This window comes from Kribbella catacumbae DSM 19601, from assembly GCF_000372465.1.
Classification (GTDB): domain Bacteria; phylum Actinomycetota; class Actinomycetes; order Propionibacteriales; family Kribbellaceae; genus Kribbella; species Kribbella catacumbae.
Genome location: NZ_AQUZ01000075.1, coordinates 24,037 through 41,000, shown reverse-complemented (window position 1 = coordinate 41,000; position 16,964 = coordinate 24,037). Strand labels below are relative to the sequence as shown.

Below are 16,964 nucleotides of genomic sequence, written 5' to 3'. Positions count from 1 at the left end.
TCCGTTAGCGATAGCGGTGTTCAGGTGCGTGCCTCGTGGTGGCGGAGGAGCGGCCTCGATGTTTTTCCATCGTGGCCGTTTCTCCGCCGCCGCGAGGTGCGTGCCTGGGCGCCGGTAGCGCAACGGAACCTCCAACACGGCGCACTGGAAGACGAGGTAGCTCTGGTCGTCCGACGGCATGCTGCGGCGGCGTTGCCGTGGGATGCTGCCCGGGAGCTGGCGTACGCGGCTGCGGCACCGCTGTCGCCGCGTCGGCTCCCGCTGGCCGAATCGCTCGGCTGCGTACTCGCTACGCCGCTCGTCTCACCTGTTGCTGTACCGCCCGTGGACCGCGCCGCGATGGACGGGTACGCCGTACGCGGGGCCGGTCCTTGGGTTGTGGTCGGAGCGGTCCTGGCCGGGTCTGGTCTCGCTGAGCCGCTGCAGGACGGGCAGGCGTATGCCATCGTCACGGGGGCGGCTGTTCCGTTTGGTACTACGTCAGTACTCGCCGATGAGCAGGCAACTCGCATTGGTGAGAAGGTCAGCGGCTCCATCGAAGCGGGCCGCCACATCAGACGCACAGGCGAGGAATGCACCGCCGGCGAGCTCCTCCTGCCTGCAGGCACCCTCGTAAAACCCGCAGTCCTAGGCCTGGCAGCCACCCTCGGCCTGGACCACCTGACAGTCATCCCCAAACCGCGCGTACTCGCGCTGATAACCGGCGACGAACTAATCCACCACGGCCCCTCCGCCCCCGGCCAAACCCGAGACGCCATCGGCCCAATGCTCCCCACCCTGATCACCAGATCCGGCGCAGGGGAGGGCACGCTGCCCGGCGCCCCCTCACCGTCAGCTATGTCTCAGCCCGTAGAGGCTAGTGGGGCCGTGCTGCAGTTGCCGGATTCTCGGGAAGCTCTGGTCGACGCATTGGCGAGGGCTGACGCTGAGGTGATTCTGGTATCCGGCTCGTCCGCCTCAGGACCCGCTGACCACCTCCGGGGTGTACTGGCAGAGCTCGGCGCCGAGCTGATCATCGACGGAGTCGCCTGTCGCCCCGGGCACCCGCAAGCCCTGGCGCGCTTCCCCGACGGCCGGCTAGTCGTCGGCCTACCGGGCAACCCACTGGCAGCCTTGACGGCGTTTCTCACCCTCGGCGTCGCGGTCATCCGTCGGCTGCGGGGCGAACGGCTGGACATGCTCGCCGTAGCGCCAGTACCTGGTGGCCTGGCGTGCCACCCGCGCAGTACCAGGCTCGTACCAGTCCGCGTCGGCCCGCAGGGCGCAGTACCAGTCGGGCATGGCGGATCAGCGATGCTGAGGGGCGCTGCCGAGGCGGATGCGTTCGCCGTGGTGGGTCCCGGTCCGGCAGAAGCCATCGCGGCCAGGTTGTTGCCGCTCGATCCGGGGGTGCGACCGTGGGGCGTCTGATCGCGCGCAAGAAGGTCATCCGCCTCAGCCCCGACGGCGAGCGAACCCGCCCGGACTCCATCGCCGTCGAGGAACCGCTGGAGATCCGCGTCGACGGCCGCCCGCTGGCCGTCACGATGCGGACTCCCGGACATGACGTCGAGCTCGCGCACGGATTCCTGCACACCGAAGGCGTGATCGGCACCGTCGACGACATCCGCGACGCCCGGTACTGCGATTCGCGCGACGACGAGGGCCGCAACACCTACAACGTGCTCGACCTGGGCCTGGCTCCCGGCGTACCGGCGCCGGAGGTAGGTGTCGAGCGCAACTTCTACACCACCTCGTCGTGTGGAGTCTGCGGCAAGGCGTCGCTGGACGCAGTACGGCTGAAGTCGCGGCACTCGCCCGCAGGAGATCCGATGCGGGTATCTCTCGAAGTGCTTGCCAGCCTGCCCGACGCGCTCCGGGAGCAACAGGAAGTGTTCGACCGAACGGGCGGCCTGCACGCGGCCGGACTGTTCACGCCGGACGGCGAACTGCTGGTGGTCCGGGAGGACGTCGGCCGACACAACGCCGTCGACAAGGTGATCGGCTGGGCGCTGCTCGGCGGGTTGATCCCGGCACGCGGCTGCATCCTCATCGTCTCCGGCCGTACGTCGTTCGAGCTCGCGCAGAAGGCGGTGATGGCCGGCATCCCCGTACTAGGCGCCGTCTCGGCCCCTTCCTCGCTGGCCGTGGAGCTGGCCGACGAATGCGGCCTCACCCTGGCCGGCTTCATCCGCAACGGCTCGCTGAACGTCTACGCGCACGCCGACCGCATCACGACATCCGATCGCGCGGCACTCGCCTGAACCGTTGGCGGGCTACCCGCCAGAGGATCTTCGGAGCGAGCAGGGATTCCGGGCCGGCCAGGAGATTCGCCACTCGGAGGAACTGCAGGCCGATGGCTGGGATTCGAGGCCCCGGCACCCTCACCCCGCGTTCATTCGCCCCCTTTCACCCTCACCCCGTCACCCGCCGACCGGACCCGCGGCGTCGAGGGTGAAAAGGGGGCGAATGAACGGAAGGTGAGGGGGATCAGACCGCCTGGTCGGTGCGGTCCTGCGCCACGCTCGAGGGAGCCACCCACAGGCTGTCCGCCGTACCGCTGTCGAGGTGCTCGGTGTAGATGTCGACCTTGTAGGTGATCACCCGCAGGCACTCGGTGAGTTCGTCGATCTGGGCGACGACGGCTTCCTGGTGGCTGCGGAGCAGGGCGAGCCGGTCCTGCTCGTTGCCGGGACCCTGCCGGACCAGGCCGGTGTACCGGCGGATGGTGTCGAGCGGCATCCCCGACGAGCGGAACTTGATGCACATGGCCAGCCAGTCGACGTCGTCCTCGCTGTACACGCGTCGGCCGTTGGCCTCCCGGCGTACCGGGTCGGCGAGGATGCCCTCCCGCTCGTAGAAACGCAGCGCGTGCACGCTCAGCCCCGTGCGCTCGGAGACCTGCCCAATGCTCAACCCGTCAGCCATGCGGCTCACCCTAACTGGCGGCTAGAGTCAACTCTAGGAATTTGTCAGCCCTTTCAATGCCCCGAGGGCGAGTTGGACGTCTGCCTGGGTCGAGTAGATGTGGAAGGACGCGCGCAGGTTGCCACCCCGGACCGCAGCCCGTACGCCGGCTGCCGCGAAGGCCTCATCGGCGCCTGGGATCGCCGTACTAACGATCGCCGAGTCGCCCGGCGGCAGCCCGATCCCGGCGCGGAACTCGTTCGCCAGCGCGAGGTTGTGCCGATGGATGGTCTCGACGCCGATCTGCTCGATCAGCTCCAGCGCCGGGGCGGCGCCGACGAAGCTGAACCAGGCCGGCGACTGGTCGAACCGTCGCGCGTCACCGGCCAGCTCCAGCCGCGTTCCGTAGTACGAGCTGCTTCGGTCCTGGCTGGCGTACCAGCCTGCCATCAGCGGGCGGCAGCGTTCCTGCAGGCGGGGCGACAGGTAGCCGAGGGTGGCGCCTCGCGGCGACATCATCCACTTGTACGTGTGCGCGATCAGCGCGTCGACGCCGGCCACGTCGAGCGGCAGCCAGCCGACCGCCTGGCTCCCGTCGATCACCAGCAGCGCGCCGATTTCTTTGCAGGCGGCAACGACTTGGGCGAGATCGAGAACTGTCCCGGTGGCGGATTGGACCGCGCTCACGGCGACCAGGTCGACGCCCGGCCGGATCGAGTCGATCAGCTTGTCGGTGCTCACGGCAACTACTTCGACGCCGCGATCCGCGTGCACCATCCAGGGGAAGACGTTGGAGGTGAACTCGATGTCGTCCACCAGCACCCGCGCGCCGTCGGGCAACGCGGCCGCGATCGGCGCGATCGCCGCCGAGACCGTCCCGCCGACGAACACGTCTTCGGCCTGAGCGCCGACGAGCCGAGCGAACGACTCCCGAGCGCGGGTCGTCGACTCGTCCCACGGCTCCCAGCTGGTCGCCCCGACCCGCCAGTCCTGCAGCACCGCCTGCAACGCCTCCCACGCAGGCCGCGGCGGCAGCCCGTACGACGCGGTGTTCAGCCACCCCGGCTGCGGATCCCACAAGGTCGAGACATCAAGCGTCATCCGGGCACTCTCCTAGTTGCCGTACTGTTGGTCGTAGTAATTCGACCACGGAGACTGAATTTTCCGTTCCACGGAGGAGCCATGGCAGCCCGGGAAGAGATCCGGGCCACAGCTCCCACCAGCCTTTGACGGCGGGTGGGCTGCCCGGACATCGAGATCACTTCACGATGCCCAGCCAAGGGAGTACTTCGTTGTCCTTCACCGTTTCACCTACCTGGTACCAGGACTTCTTCACCGAGCTGCCGAACGAGTTCTGGCGGCGCGCGATACCACCCGAATCGGCCGGCGCCGAGATCGACTTCGCCGAGCGGCACCTCGGTCTCACCCCGGGGGCACGCGTCCTCGACGTACCGTGCGGGAGCGGGCGGCACTCGCTCATCCTCGCGGCTCGCGGTTACCGGACCACCGGGATCGACATCTCCGAGGAAGCCATCGCGTACGCAGCCCAGCAGGCCGAGGGGCTTGAGGTCGACCTGCGGGTCGGCGACTTGCGCGAGCTGCCGCAGGATTCGGCGTACGCCGCCGCCGTCTGCCTCGGCAACAGCTTCGGCTATCTCGATCTCGCCGGCACCGCCGTCTTCACCAAGGCGCTGGCGGGCGCCATCCGCCCCGGCGGCGGGCTGCTGATCGACTCCAGCACCGCCGCCGAGACGCTGCTGCCCGGCTACAAGGATGGCTCGAGCAGCATGTCGGTCGGCGACATCACGATGACGGCGACCAGAGAGTACGACGTACTGCGGAGCCGGCTGTTCAGCCATTACCGCTTCACCCGCGGCGACGAGTCCGTCGACGTCACGGCCGTCCATCACGTCCACACCTGCGCCCAGATCGCCGCTCTCCTCGAGGAAGCGGGCTTCACCGAGCTGAAGTTCTACGGCGGGCCGGAGGGCTCGCCGTACGAGGTCGGAGGAGGCAGGCTGTTTCTCACAGCCCGCCGAGGTTGACCGGACCGCCGCCACTCACAAACCTGCCGTATGCGGCCTGAGGCACACTCGCGTACGCCTGGCGAGGACTGGCGGGGCGAGGTTTGTGAGTGGTGGCGGTCCGGGGCCGGCGCCGGGACGGCGGCTACGAGGAGCCTCACCTTCGAGTTGCTCAGCCCTGGTTGCTGAGGCGGGTGCCTGCTGGGGTGAGGACGTGCCAGGTGCCCTTGATGCCTTCGCCTAGGACGTCACCTGGCTTCTTGTCCTTGGCGAAGCGGTAGAGCGGCCAGCCGCCGAGGGTTGCCTGGATGTCCTTGTCGGGGCGGACTACCTTGCCGACTTTGGCTTGGCGCACGCCTGCTCCGGCAAGGACGCCGGCCTTCTTGACGTAGACCGGCTTCCAGGCCGCGAGGCAGGTCTTGCTGACGCAGACCGACTTCGACGGGTTCTTGCTGTCCAGCACGGACATGTAGAGCGTGAAGCCGTCGGCGTCGACGGCGACCAGCCCGAGTTTCGTAGTACCGGCCTTGATCACTGCGGGTTCTTCTACTGGAGCAAGTGGTTTGGTTGCTTTCGCGGGTGGCGGTGCGCTTGGAGCAGCGGCCGGCGGTGTGGCTACTACTGGTGGTGCAGTAGTAGCGATGTTGCCAACGGCGGGGCTCAGCGCCGCCACCGCGACAGTCGCACCGACCACCCACAGCATCGTCGGCAAACTCTTCAACATCACAGCCTCCTAGGCCTTGAAGATCGCGCCGTCGCGCTGCTGAACGGCCACCGGCGGCAGTGGATCCTTGGCCGGCCCTGCAACCCGCTCCCCAGTGGTGGCATCGAACTTGCTGCCATGGCACCGGCAGTTGATCGTGCCGTCACCGACATCCGTCACCGCACAGCCTTGGTGCGTGCAGATCGCCGAGAAGGCACACACCTTGCCGCTCGCGTCCTTCGTCAGTACGACGCTCTGCTCCTTGAGAATCACCCCACCACCAGCCGGGATATCCGCCACCTTGGCCAGCGCTGCCGGCCCCGGTGCGGCGCCAGTCGTCCCCTGTGAGACTGGTGCCTTGGCCGGCGTCTTGGCCGGTGGTGGGGTCGACGCCGGCGGAGCCGCCTGCACGACACATCCAGTCAGTACTGCGGTCGCCGTCGCGCCTCCGGCCAGTAGCACCGTTCGGCGTTCCACCGCGTTCTTCGAGTTGCTCATGATCTTGTCTCCTGTTCGTATCAACGCAGTGGGACGCCTGATTGGGCGAAGTACCAGACCGCGGCCGTGGCCCAGGTGCCGACCAGGAGGGCGAACAACAGTCCGCCGGAGATCGGCAGCGCCCAGCTCGGCATCTTGTTGGCCCGCAGCGCGAGCATCTTGGTCGTGAAAGCTCCGTAGAACGCGCAGCCGAACAGCGAATGCAGTGCCGTCCTGGTGTCGAAGGTGCTGTAGCCGAGACTCCACAAGCAGTGATAGGCGACCGGCAACGTCGCAACGAACGCCACCGCACCACTCCACCGATGAAGCTGCGACAACGCAGCCGGCGGCCGACGCTTGACCGGCAACCGCCCATACATCCACAGCGCGGACACCACCTGAAAGACAGCCAGTACTACGGCCGCCGTCGCCAGCCAGGCTTTCATCGGCGTCAGGTTCGTGAACCCCACGATCAACGCCAGCGGTCGCCCGGTCGGCGTATGCGCCTTCCCGTAGAACCCCAACGACAGCGCGACCAACGCGCCGGCGACGGCAAACACCAACAACAGAACGACTCCACGCCCTGCCGATCCCTTGACCGCCGGTGCATCCACGTCCGTACTCATGGCCCCTCCACCTCAGCTTGTATGAGGCCTATACGTGGCAACCGCCAGACCGGTTCAGCAGAGGGGAAACTTGACCTAGACAGCGCTCTAGCTCCTAGGTTCGGTCGTATCACTTGAACTTTAGGAGCTGGATATGCGCTACCGCACTCTCGGCGGGACCGGTATCGAGGTGAGCGTGCACTGCCTCGGCACGATGATGTTCGGGGCGGTCGGCAATCCCGACCACGCCGACTGCGCCCGGATCATCCACGCCGCGCTGGACGAGGGCATCAACTTCGTCGACACCGCCGACATGTACTCCCGGGGCGAGTCCGAGGAGATCGTCGGCAAGGCGCTGCAGGGGCGCCGCGAGGACGTCGTACTGGCGACCAAGGTGCATTTCCCGATGGGCGATGGACCCAACCGCGGTGGCAACTCGCGGCGGTGGATCACCCACGAGGTGGAGGAGAGCCTGCGGCGGCTCGGCACCGACTGGATCGACCTGTACCAGGTGCACCGGCCGGATCCGTCGACGGACATCGAGGAGACGCTGTCGGTGCTGACCGACCTGGTCAGCCAGGGCAAGATCCGCGCCTTCGGCTGCTCGACCTTCCCGGCCGAGCAGATCGTCGAGGCGTACCACGTCTCCGAGCGGCGCGGGTTCGGCAAGTTCCGCACCGAGCAGCCGCCGTACTCGTTGATTGCCCGGGGCATCGAACGCTCGCTGCTGCCGACCACCCAACGGCTCAACATGGGCGTGCTGACCTGGAGCCCGCTGGCGTCGGGCTTCCTTTCCGGCAAGGTCCGCCGGGACCAGCCGGTCGACCTGACCACCGGCCGGGCCGCCCTGACACCGTTCCGCTTCGACCCCTCGATCCCTTCCAACGCGGCGAAGTTCGACGCACTGGAAGGACTGATCGAGGTTGCCGAGAGCATCGGTTGCTCCCTGCCCGAGCTGGCGCTGGCCTTCGTCGTGGCGCACCCGGCCGTCACCTCGGTGATCAGCGGCCCGCGCACGATGGACCACCTCGAAAGCCTGCTGAAGGGCGCCTCCCTCGTCCTCGACGACGAGACCCTCGACCGGATCGACGCGATCGTCCCGCCCGGCACCGACCTCTACCAGGCCGACGGCGCCTGGCAACCCATCTCCCTCACCNCCCCCNCCCTCCGCCGCCGCCCCCTCGCAGACCGCCCAGCCGCCTAACCCTCCTGGCATCTCAGGGCTCAACCCCAAACCCGGTCAGCCAGGCGCGGCGCCGGCCTGCTCGATAGCCCCTTATCCGACCAATAGCCCACTACAGCAGGCCATCGGCACCAGATCCGGCCATCGACCCCCGCAACCCGGCGTACCCGAGCAGACGAGCGCTCCCGCAACCCACCCCACCCGTCCCGGCGTCTCCTGCGTCTGCGCTGAGTGGGGTCACCGGTACTCCGGAGGGGTTCGCCCCTCGTCGCGGGGTTAGCCCACTGGTCTGCCAACGGGCGATCCCCCCAAAGAGGGGCGAAGCACACCGATGGTCGCCGGAACCCGGTGACCATCGGCACCCGCAACCCGGCGTACCCGAGCAGACGAGCGCTCCCGCAACCCGCCCCACCCGTCCCGGCGTCTCCTGCGTCTGCCCTGAGTGGGGTCACCGGTACTCCGGAGGGGTTCGCCCCTCGTCGCGGGGTTAGCCCACTGGTCTGCCAATGGGTGATGCCCACGAAGAGGGGCGAAGCACACCGATGGTCGCCGGAACCCCGGCGGCCATCGGGCGGCGGGTTGGGTTGGGTGGGTTGGTTGCTGGGCTTGGGGTGGTTCTTCGGGGCGGGTGGTGGGGTCAGCGGCCGGATTGGAGGGTGGTCCAGGTGGTGGGGCCTACGATGCCGTCGACTAGCAGTTGGCGGGTGCGTTGGTAGTCGCGGGCGGCGGTATCGGTGAGTGGGCCGAATGAGCCGTCGATTGCGACCGTCCTCCCGAGCGCCGCTGTGAGAGACCGCTGTAGCCGGCTTACCGCGGTACCGGTTGAGCCGCTGCGGACTGTTGTTTTGTCGCCGGCGGCAAGCAAAGCGGTCCAGGTGCCTGGTCCGATCACCCCGTCGGCTGTCAGGCCGACTCGCGTCTGGAACGCCTTGACTGCATCGGTTGTGGCCGCATCGAAGGTTCCGCTCGGCTCGCTGACTCCGCCCAGCAGGCACTGCGCCGCCTTGACCGCCGCGCCCGTCGATCCGGCCTGTACGGTCGGGTAGCTGGTGAAGTCGAGGTTGGTGGCGCCACACGTCTGGGCTCCGTTGACGAACGACGTCGCCGCGGCCTGTCCCTTGCTCAAGGCATCGACCTGGTTCTCGATCGGTACCGACTTCACGCCCGGGAACAGGATGTATGTGACGACGGCGCCCGACACCCCGCCGGTCGCCGGGTTGGGGTTGATGCCGAGTTGCTGTGCCAGCTTGTAGGAGCCCTCACCGATGATCCCGGTCGGCCCCTGATCGCCCACCACGGCGTACGCGACCTTGTCCTGGTAGACGACCGCGGCGACCGTGGCGCCACCGATCCCGGCAGTCGTGTAGTTCCAGATCGAGCTGGACAGCGGGACGACGATGAACGGCAGGCCGGCCGAGTTCAGCGGTCTGCCGTCGGACTGGTTCCACGAGGTGTTCGGCTGGAACGACGGATCGGTGTTCTCGTTGCACTGGCTGGTCCGCTGACCGTCGCAGTCGATGTCGAAATCGGCCGTCCAGTGCACGGCCGCGCCGGTCTTGCAGACCGCGATTGTCCGCGCTCCACCGGAGTCCTGGGCGTACTTCCCGTTCGACAGCTGGGTCGCGCACCCAGCCGTCTTGTCCTTCAGTTGCTGGGCCGTCGGCCCGGCCAGCTCAGTGGCGTGGACCGGCCCGGCCGTCCACACACCGGCGATCAGGGCTGCGAGCAAGGTTGTCACGAGCAACAAGCGGGGCGGCTGATGCATCGGAAATCCTCCAGATCTGGAACCCCGAAGTCGAAAGTTTCTGCCCTGACAGTACAGATGGCCGTTAGATTTTGACAGGGCTCGGTGCACTACCGTGAGTGGATCGGTTCCGGCGAGAGAGGTGACACTGGATTGGCTGTGACGATGCGGGATGTCGCGCGGCACGCGGGGGTGTCACCGAAGACGGTCTCGAACGTGCTGAGCGGTTACCCCTACATCCGGGAGTCCACCCGGCTGCGGGTGCTCGCCTCGGTCGACGCCCTCGGCTACCAGCTGAACCTGTCCGCCCGGAACCTCAAGTCCGGCCGGACCGGCATCATCGGCCTGGCCGTGCCCCAGCTCAGCCTGCCGTACTTCGCCGAACTCGCCGACGCCGTCATCCAGGCGGCCGACCAGCACGGCCTGACGGTGATGATCGAGCAGACCGGCGCCGTCCGCGAACGCGAACTCGCCGCACTCGCCCGGCCCCGCGGGCACCTCGTCGACGGCCTGCTGTTCAGCCCGCTCGGTCTCGGTCACGAGGACGCCGAGCAACTCCGCATCTCCACCCCGATGGTGCTGCTCGGTGAGCGGATCTTCCACGGCCCGGTCGACCACGTGATGATCGACAATGTCACCGGCACCCGGGCCGCCACCCAGCACCTGCTCGAGCTCGGCCGCCGGCGGATCGCCGTCCTCGGCACGCATCCCGGCGAACTGGTCGACACGGCGGTGATCCGGCACGACGCGTACGCCGGCGCGCTCGACGAAGCCGGCGTACAACCCACTCCGGAGCTGGCGATGCCGGCCGGACGGTGGAACCGGGCGGCCGGCGCCGAGGCGATGGAGCGCCTGCTCGCCTCGGGGCTGAAGTTCGACGCGGTCCTCGGCCTGAACGACACCCTCGCCCTGGGCGCGATCCGGGTCCTGACCAAGCACGGGATCCGGATCCCCGACGACGTCGCGGTGGCCGGTTTCGACGACATCGACGAGGCCCGCTTCAGCAGCCCGACGCTGACCACGGTCGACCCCGGCCGGGGCCAGATCGCCGCCACCGCGGTCGATCTGCTGGTCGCCCGGATGAACGGCGACGACTCCGAGCACCACGAGATCATCGCCCCCTTCGAGCTGCACCGCCGCGAATCCACCCTCGGCTGAGCCCGGCACCCGCTCGGCGTGTTCCGGCGAGTTCTTGTTAGCGCTATCAGTCGAGGCCTTGACGGTCCGCGAGGTGCCGGGCATCATCCTTCTACACCGATGTAGAAACGTGCACCGGAGCCCCTGACCCGGGGGCCGGTGTGGCATTTCAGGCTGCCCGCACCCGTGCTCCACCCCCGCCAGGAGGACACGCGAGATGACTCCCTTCACCCCCAGCCGGCGCACCCTGCTGACCGGCGCACTCGGCCTTGCCCTGTCCGGGACGCTGTCCGGCTGCGGCGCTTTCGGCCACGGCGCCAGGGTCCGCGAATGGAACCTGTTCGGCGGTGGCGACGGCGCCCGGCTGCTCCAGATCCACGAGAAGTTCGTCGCCGAGCACCCCGACATCGCCTTCGAGGCCCACACGCTGGCGTGGGGTCCGCCGTTCTACACCAAGCTCGCGATGTCCGCCGCCGGCGGCCGGGCTCCCGAGGTCGCGACCCTGCACCTGTCCCGGCTGAAGGGATTCAGCCCGACCACGATGCTCGACCCGATCCCGCTCGACCAGCTCACCGAGGCCGGGATCACCGAACAGGACTTCCTGCCCGAGACCTGGAACCGCTGCCTCGTCGACGGCCGGCTGTACGCCGTACCGCTGGACCAGCACCCGTTCGTCCTCTACTACAACCTCGAGATCTGCAAGAAGGCCGGACTGCTCGGGCCGGACGGCAGGATCAAACCGGTCAAGGGTGTCGACGCGTTCCTCGAGATGCTCAAGGCGGTCAAGGACACCACCGGCAAGTTCGCCGCCTCGGTCGAGACGACCAACCCGTGGCGGTTGTGGTGGACCCTCTACGGCCAGCTCGAAGGCAAGTTCTTCGACGACTCCGGCAGCCGGCTCGCTCTCGACGACGCGAAGGCCCTGGAAGCCCTGCAGTTGATGGCGAAACTCGCCGCCGACGGGCTCACGCCCAAGTCGTCCGACTACCCGTCACTCGTCGCGCAGTTCACCAACGGAGACGCCGGCCTGAGCTTCAACGGCGAGTGGGAGGTGACGACGTACCAGACCGCGAAGATGCCGTTCAGCATGGCGCCCTTCCCGGTCGTGTACGACGTACCGAAGTACGCCGGTGACGCGCACACGTTCGTGCTGCCGCATCAGGCCGGGCGGAACAAGGACGACACCGCGGCCACCATCACCTACATCGCCTGGATGCTCAAGCACAGCGCGGATTGGGCCGCCGGCGGGCACATCCCGGCGTACCAGCCGGTGGTGGCCAGTCCGGAGTACCTGAACCTCAAGCCGCAGGCCGAGTACCGCTCGGTCGCGCCAGACGTGCTGTACGACCCGGACGCGTGGTTCAGCGGCTCGGGTGCGCAACTGCAGAACGAAGCGGGGGCCGCGTTCGCAGGGGTGTTCTCGGGCCGGACGACGCCGCGGCAGGCGCTCGACCAGTTCAAGGCCGCCACCCAGAAACTGCTCGACACTCCCTCCCCGGTCTGACAGGAGCTGACCCGATGGCAGTTCAGACACCGACCCGAACCAGTACTACGGAAGCCCGGCACGCCCAGGAACCTCCGAGGAACGGCCCGCCCTGGATCGAGAAGTGGGGTGGTCTGTTCTTCGTCGCACCCTTCGGCGTGCTGTTCGCCTTCTTCCTGCTCTGGCCGACCGTCGCCGGACTGTGGAACAGCTTCTTCAACACCAGCCTGGCCGGGGTGAAGCAGGAGTTCCTCGGGCTGCAGAACTGGCGCGAGATGTTCGGCGATCCCGCCGTCTGGGACTCGCTGAAGAACACCCTGGTGTTCACCGCGATGAGCACTCCGCCACTGGTGATCATCGCCTTGGTGATGGCCCTGCTGGCGAACCGGAAAGGCTTGCTGGGCTGGCTGTTGCGCTTCTCGTACTTCGCTCCGTTCGTCCTCCCGGCGACCGTGGTGACGCTGATCTGGGTGTGGATCTACCAGCCCGGCTTCGGCCTGGTGAACGGGCTGCTGACCGCCGGTGGTTTCGCCGAGATCGACTGGCTGAACGACGAGAACCGGGCGATGCTCGCCGTCGTGATCACGACCGTCTGGTGGACGGTCGGGTTCAACTTCCTGCTCTACCTCGCCGCCCTGCAAGGGATTCCGGAGCAGGTCTACGAGGCGGCTTCCATCGACGGCGCGAACGGCCGGCAGAAACTCTTCCGGATCACGCTGCCGCTGATGAGCCGGACCACCGGGCTGATCATCGTCCTGCAACTGGTCGCGTCGCTGAAGATCTTCGACCAGATCTACTTGATGACCGACGGCGGCCCGAACTACGCGACCCGGCCGATCATCCAGTACATCTACGAGAGCGGCTTCACCAGCTACCGGATCGGCTACGCGTCGGCGATCTCGTACCTGTTCTTCGCCATTATCGTGATCGTCGCGGTCGCCCAGTTCAAACTCTTCTCCGGCAAGAAGGAGGCCGTGTGATGAGCGGAACTGTGGAACGACGCTTCACCTTCCCCAAGGTCGCCATCATCGTCGGCGCGGTCCTGCTCGCTGCGGTCTGGCTCGTGCCGTTGCTCTGGGCAATCGACACCTCGCTGAAGCCGGAGCCCGAGACTACCCAGACCCCGATCACCTGGTTGCCGGGAGCACCGACCCTGGACGCGTACCAGAGCGTGCTCGAGCAAGGCTCGATCCTGCGCTGGTTCCTCAACAGCACGATCGTCGCCGTCTTGGTGACCAGCCTGACCCTGCTCGTCTCCGTGCTGGCGGCCTACGGCTTCTCCCGTACTACGTTCCCCGGCCGGCGAGTGCTCTTCGGGATCTTGATCGCGGGCATCCTCGTCCCGCCGCAGGTGCTGATCGTACCGCTGTTCCAGGAGATGAGCGGGCTCGGTCTGGTCGACACCTACTGGGGCATGGTGTTGCCGCAGGTGGTCGCGCCGGTGATGGTCTTCGTGCTGAAGAAGTTCTTCGACGGAGTATCCCGCGACTTCGAGGACGCCGCCCGGGTGGACGGCGCGACCCGGCTACGGATCGTCTGGTCGGTGATGGTGCCGATGTCGCGCCCGATTCTGGTTGCCGTCGGCATCTTCACCTTCATCGGTGCCTGGAACAACTTTCTCTGGCCGTTCATCGTGACCACCGACCCGTCGATGATGACGATCCCGGTCGGACTCGCGAACGTCCAAGGCTCCTACGGTCTGCGCTATGCCCAGATCATGGCCTCCGCCGTCCTGGGCGGACTGCCGCTGCTCATCGTCTTCGCCCTCTTCCAGCGCCACGTCGTCCGTGGCGTCGGCGACGCTGGAATCAAGGGATGAGGTGCCTCGTCGCACTGGCCGCGGCCAGTGGGGTCCGGACGGCTAGCCACGCGTCACCTGAATTTCCATGCCCAAACCCATGACAGGAGCCACCTCGTGACCTCTGCCTCACTCGTCCTCGATCCCGCCTTCATCGTTGCCCCGGTCAACCGCCGGACGTTCGGCAGCTTCGTCGAACACATGGGCCGCTGCGTCTACACCGGGATCTACGAACCTGGCCACGCGACCGCCGACGAGGACGGTTTCCGCAAGGACGTCCTGGAGCTGACCCGGGAGCTGGGCGTTTCGCTGATCCGCTACCCCGGCGGCAACTTCGTCTCCGGCTACCGGTGGGAGGACGGCGTCGGCCCTCGCGACCAGCGCCCCCGGCGGCTGGACCTCGCCTGGCACAGCATCGAGACGAACCAGTTCGGGCTGGACGAGTTCATGCACTGGTGCGCCAAGGCCGGGGTCGAGCCGATGATGGCGGTCAACCTCGGCAGCCGGGGCGTCCAGGAGGCGCTCGACCTGCAGGAGTACGCGAACCACCCCGGCGGTACGGCGTTGTCCGATCTCCGGGCCGAGCACGGCGCCAGCACGCCGTACGGGCTGAAGTTGTGGTGCTTGGGCAACGAGATGGACGGGCCCTGGCAGATCGGGCACAAGACCGCTTCGGAGTACGGGCGGATCGCGGCGGAGACGGCTCGCGCGATGCGGATGATCGAACCGGACCTGGAGCTCGTCGCCTGTGGCTCGTCCAACTCCGGCATGCCGACGTTCGGGACCTGGGAGCGCGAGGTACTGCGCGAGTGCTACGACCTGGTCGACCACATCTCCTGCCACGCGTACTACGGCGACGACGCGGGTGACGTGGCGTCGTTCCTGGCCTCGGCGGTCGACATGGACCGCTTCATCGACTCGGTCGTCGCCACCGCGGACCACGTCGGCGCGGAGCTGAAGAGCCGCAAGCGGATCGACATCTCCTTCGACGAGTGGAACGTCTGGTACGGCGACCGCTCCCGGCGTACCGACGGTCCGGGCGACGAGTGGGAGGTGGCGCCGCGGCGGATCGAGGACGAGTACAACCTCACCGATGCCGTTGTCGTGGGCAACTTGCTGATCTCGTTGCTGCGGCACAGCGACCGGGTCGCGGTTGCTTGCCTGGCGCAACTGGCGAACGTGATCGCGCCGATCATGACCGAGCCCGGCGGCACGGCCTGGCGGCAGCCCATCTTCCACCCGTTCGCGATCACCTCACGGCTCGCGGCCGGCTCCGTACTGCGGGTCGAGACGTCCTCGCCGACGGTCGCGACGGAGAAGTTCGGCGAGGTTCCGGCGGTCGACGCCGTCGCGACCTACGACGAGGGCAAGCTGGCCGTGTTCCTGGTCAACCGGTCGCTCGATGAGGCGATCGAGGTCACGGTGGACATCAACAGGACCCCGGTCACCGAAGTACTGGAAGCGCTGAGCATGTACGACGCCGACCGCCTGGCGGTGAACACCGCGGCCCAGCCCGACCGGGTGATCCCGCAGCCGAACGAGTCGGTCCGGTTGGAGGACGGCCTATTGAAGGTCACCCTGCCGCCGGTCTCGTGGACCGCGATCAGCGGAGGGCCCGCCGGAACTGAGTGATGGTGATGCCGGGAGCGATCTCTACCTGTCCCGTGGCGGTGTAGCCGCGGGACAGGTAGAGGGTGGTCGCCGGGGTGTTGGCTGTGCCGGTGGAGACGAGGCTGACTGGGCGTGGTTCGAGTTCGTCCAGGTGATCCAGCAGGGCGCGCCCGTGGCCGCGACGGGCGTGGGCGGGGTCGACGACCAGGCGGCTGATCTCGACCGTGTCCGGATCGGGCAGCTCGTAGGTGACGGCCGCGACCAGCTCGCCTTCGGAGTACCGGCCCAGCCAGTACTCCGAACTCGCCACCAGCGCTTCAAGGTCTTCATGCAGTGGCGGGATGCCGTCGAAGCTGATCAGCTCAGCCTCCACCGCATAGGCCAGGCGCTGAACCACGAGCACCCGCTCGGCCGTCTCGGCGTCGGTCAGGTCGAGGGCACGGATCATCCCGCCACGCTAACCCAACCTGATCATTCGCCCCTTTTTCACCCGGACTGCACGCAGAGAGGGTGAAAAGGGGGCGAATGATCAGGTTGGGGAGGTCTTAGGCGGCGCGCCAGTAGCCGAGGGCTCGTATGCGGTCCTTGGGGAGGGAGAGCTCCTTCAGCAGGTACGAGGTCAGCCGGCGGGTGGTCTTGGTGTCGCAAGCGACCCAGACGAAGGTGCTCGCCGGGTCCTCGATCAGCGCGGGCAGGGTCGCCTTCACCTCCGTGACCAGCTGGTCGTCCTGCCGCGATACCGTCCGCAGGTCGTGCCGCTCGGGGTCGAGGCGCAGGGGCAACTCGAGGTCCGAATCGTGGGTCGTCTCGAAGAAGATCGTGGCCGGCAGCTTGGGCGCCAGGCTGAGCAGCGAGTTGATCGCCGGCAGCGAGGCCGGGTCGCCGATCACCAGCATCCGCGGCGGCAGCGGATCCGGTACTTCGAACCCGGTGCCCTGCAGCGTCGCCTCGATCGTGTCGCCGGCTTTCGCAGTACGGGACCAGTTGCTCGCGCAGCCGTCGTGCAGTGCGAACTCCAGGCTGAAAGTGCCTGCCTCAAGGTCGGGATCGACCAGCGTGTACGCCCGCTGATGCGGTTTGCCCGCCTTGTCGAACCACAGCCGCACCCACATCGTCGGGTGGTAGCCGACCGCCTGCAGCAGGCCACCATCGGTGAAGTGCACACGCCGGTAGCGCTCGGTGACCTGTTCGGCGCCTGTCACCGTGAACACGAAGTCCTTGCCCCGGAACAGCTTGAGGACAACACCCTCCCAGCCATGCCCCACGACGCACTCCCCCTCCGAACCGGCCAGAATGGCTGTTGCAGACACTGA

The 16,964-nt window shown here is 67.6% G+C and carries 17 protein-coding genes; 9 read left to right on the top strand and 8 right to left on the bottom strand.

Annotated features, from left to right (window positions below; all coding sequences use genetic code 11):
- Window positions 1-1,410: molybdopterin molybdotransferase MoeA (locus A3ES_RS0141430; protein ID WP_237745190.1), on the top strand; the 1,410-nt coding region annotated here is incomplete at its 5' end.
- Window positions 1,398-2,243, top strand: a complete 846-nt coding sequence (fdhD, locus tag A3ES_RS0141425; protein WP_020392741.1) for a formate dehydrogenase accessory sulfurtransferase FdhD — start codon at window positions 1,398-1,400, stop codon at window positions 2,241-2,243. The genes A3ES_RS0141430 and fdhD, both read left to right, overlap by 13 nt.
- Before the next feature lie 226 nt (window positions 2,244-2,469).
- On the opposite strand, the gene A3ES_RS0141420 is transcribed toward fdhD, so the two are convergent.
- Both A3ES_RS0141420 and A3ES_RS0141415 read right to left on the bottom strand, forming a co-directional pair.
- Entirely contained in the window at window positions 2,470-2,907 is a 438-nt protein-coding gene (locus A3ES_RS0141420) for a MerR family transcriptional regulator (RefSeq protein ID WP_020392740.1), read from the bottom strand.
- A gap of 33 nt (window positions 2,908-2,940) precedes the next feature.
- A complete protein-coding gene (locus A3ES_RS0141415; RefSeq protein ID WP_020392739.1) occupies window positions 2,941-3,987 on the bottom strand; it encodes an aminotransferase class V-fold PLP-dependent enzyme in 1,047 nt (348 codons plus the stop codon).
- Between the two features lie 167 nt (window positions 3,988-4,154).
- Between A3ES_RS0141415 and A3ES_RS0141410 the strand changes: the two genes are divergently transcribed.
- The gene (locus tag A3ES_RS0141410) at window positions 4,155-4,931 is read left to right on the top strand and encodes a class I SAM-dependent methyltransferase (protein ID WP_051084933.1); all 777 of its coding nucleotides are present in this window, start codon (window positions 4,155-4,157) and stop codon (window positions 4,929-4,931) included.
- 151 nt (window positions 4,932-5,082) lie between these two features.
- Here A3ES_RS0141410 and A3ES_RS55790 read toward each other — a convergent pair whose 3' ends face one another.
- The 3 genes from A3ES_RS55790 to A3ES_RS0141390 are packed head-to-tail and all read right to left on the bottom strand — an operon-like array spanning window position 5,083 to window position 6,716.
- On the bottom strand, window positions 5,083-5,634 hold the full coding sequence (locus A3ES_RS55790; protein WP_083934029.1) for a COG4315 family predicted lipoprotein: 552 nt from the start codon (window positions 5,632-5,634) through the stop codon (window positions 5,083-5,085).
- A 9-nt stretch (window positions 5,635-5,643) separates the two neighbouring features.
- A complete protein-coding gene (locus A3ES_RS0141395; protein WP_020392735.1) occupies window positions 5,644-6,111 on the bottom strand; it encodes a Rieske (2Fe-2S) protein in 468 nt (155 codons plus the stop codon).
- Between the two features lie 20 nt (window positions 6,112-6,131).
- The gene (locus tag A3ES_RS0141390; RefSeq protein WP_020392734.1) at window positions 6,132-6,716 is read right to left on the bottom strand and encodes a DUF6529 family protein; all 585 of its coding nucleotides are present in this window, start codon (window positions 6,714-6,716) and stop codon (window positions 6,132-6,134) included.
- 133 nt (window positions 6,717-6,849) lie between these two features.
- Between A3ES_RS0141390 and A3ES_RS0141385 the strand changes: the two genes are divergently transcribed.
- Window positions 6,850-7,899, top strand: a complete 1,050-nt coding sequence (locus tag A3ES_RS0141385; protein WP_020392733.1) for an aldo/keto reductase — start codon at window positions 6,850-6,852, stop codon at window positions 7,897-7,899.
- A gap of 616 nt (window positions 7,900-8,515) precedes the next feature.
- On the opposite strand, the gene A3ES_RS55785 is transcribed toward A3ES_RS0141385, so the two are convergent.
- Window positions 8,516-9,643: a peptidoglycan-binding protein gene (locus A3ES_RS55785; RefSeq protein ID WP_020392732.1), complete on the bottom strand. Its 1,128-nt coding sequence runs from the start codon at window positions 9,641-9,643 to the stop codon at window positions 8,516-8,518.
- A 144-nt stretch (window positions 9,644-9,787) separates the two neighbouring features.
- Between A3ES_RS55785 and A3ES_RS0141375 the strand changes: the two genes are divergently transcribed.
- From A3ES_RS0141375 to arfA, 5 genes are all read left to right on the top strand, one after another.
- Window positions 9,788-10,780: a LacI family DNA-binding transcriptional regulator gene (locus A3ES_RS0141375; protein WP_051084934.1), complete on the top strand. Its 993-nt coding sequence runs from the start codon at window positions 9,788-9,790 to the stop codon at window positions 10,778-10,780.
- Window positions 10,781-10,976: 196 nt separating this feature from the next.
- A complete protein-coding gene (locus A3ES_RS0141370; protein WP_020392730.1) occupies window positions 10,977-12,263 on the top strand; it encodes an extracellular solute-binding protein in 1,287 nt (428 codons plus the stop codon).
- 14 nt (window positions 12,264-12,277) lie between these two features.
- Window positions 12,278-13,222: a carbohydrate ABC transporter permease gene (locus tag A3ES_RS0141365; RefSeq protein WP_020392729.1), complete on the top strand. Its 945-nt coding sequence runs from the start codon at window positions 12,278-12,280 to the stop codon at window positions 13,220-13,222.
- The gene (locus tag A3ES_RS0141360; protein ID WP_020392728.1) at window positions 13,222-14,061 is read left to right on the top strand and encodes a carbohydrate ABC transporter permease; all 840 of its coding nucleotides are present in this window, start codon (window positions 13,222-13,224) and stop codon (window positions 14,059-14,061) included. Before A3ES_RS0141365 ends, A3ES_RS0141360 begins: the two co-directional genes overlap by 1 nt.
- A 96-nt stretch (window positions 14,062-14,157) precedes the next feature.
- Window positions 14,158-15,672: an arabinosylfuranosidase ArfA gene (gene arfA / locus A3ES_RS0141355; RefSeq protein WP_020392727.1), complete on the top strand. Its 1,515-nt coding sequence runs from the start codon at window positions 14,158-14,160 to the stop codon at window positions 15,670-15,672.
- Here arfA and A3ES_RS0141350 read toward each other — a convergent pair.
- Both A3ES_RS0141350 and A3ES_RS0141345 read right to left on the bottom strand, forming a co-directional pair.
- A complete protein-coding gene (locus A3ES_RS0141350; RefSeq protein ID WP_020392726.1) occupies window positions 15,644-16,099 on the bottom strand; it encodes a GNAT family N-acetyltransferase in 456 nt (151 codons plus the stop codon). The two genes, arfA and A3ES_RS0141350, sit on opposite strands and share 29 nt — an antisense overlap.
- A gap of 97 nt (window positions 16,100-16,196) precedes the next feature.
- Window positions 16,197-16,916 (bottom strand): siderophore-interacting protein, encoded by a 720-nt coding sequence (locus tag A3ES_RS0141345; RefSeq protein ID WP_020392725.1) that lies wholly within the window; start codon window positions 16,914-16,916, stop codon window positions 16,197-16,199.
- Window positions 16,917-16,964: the final 48 nt, after the last annotated feature.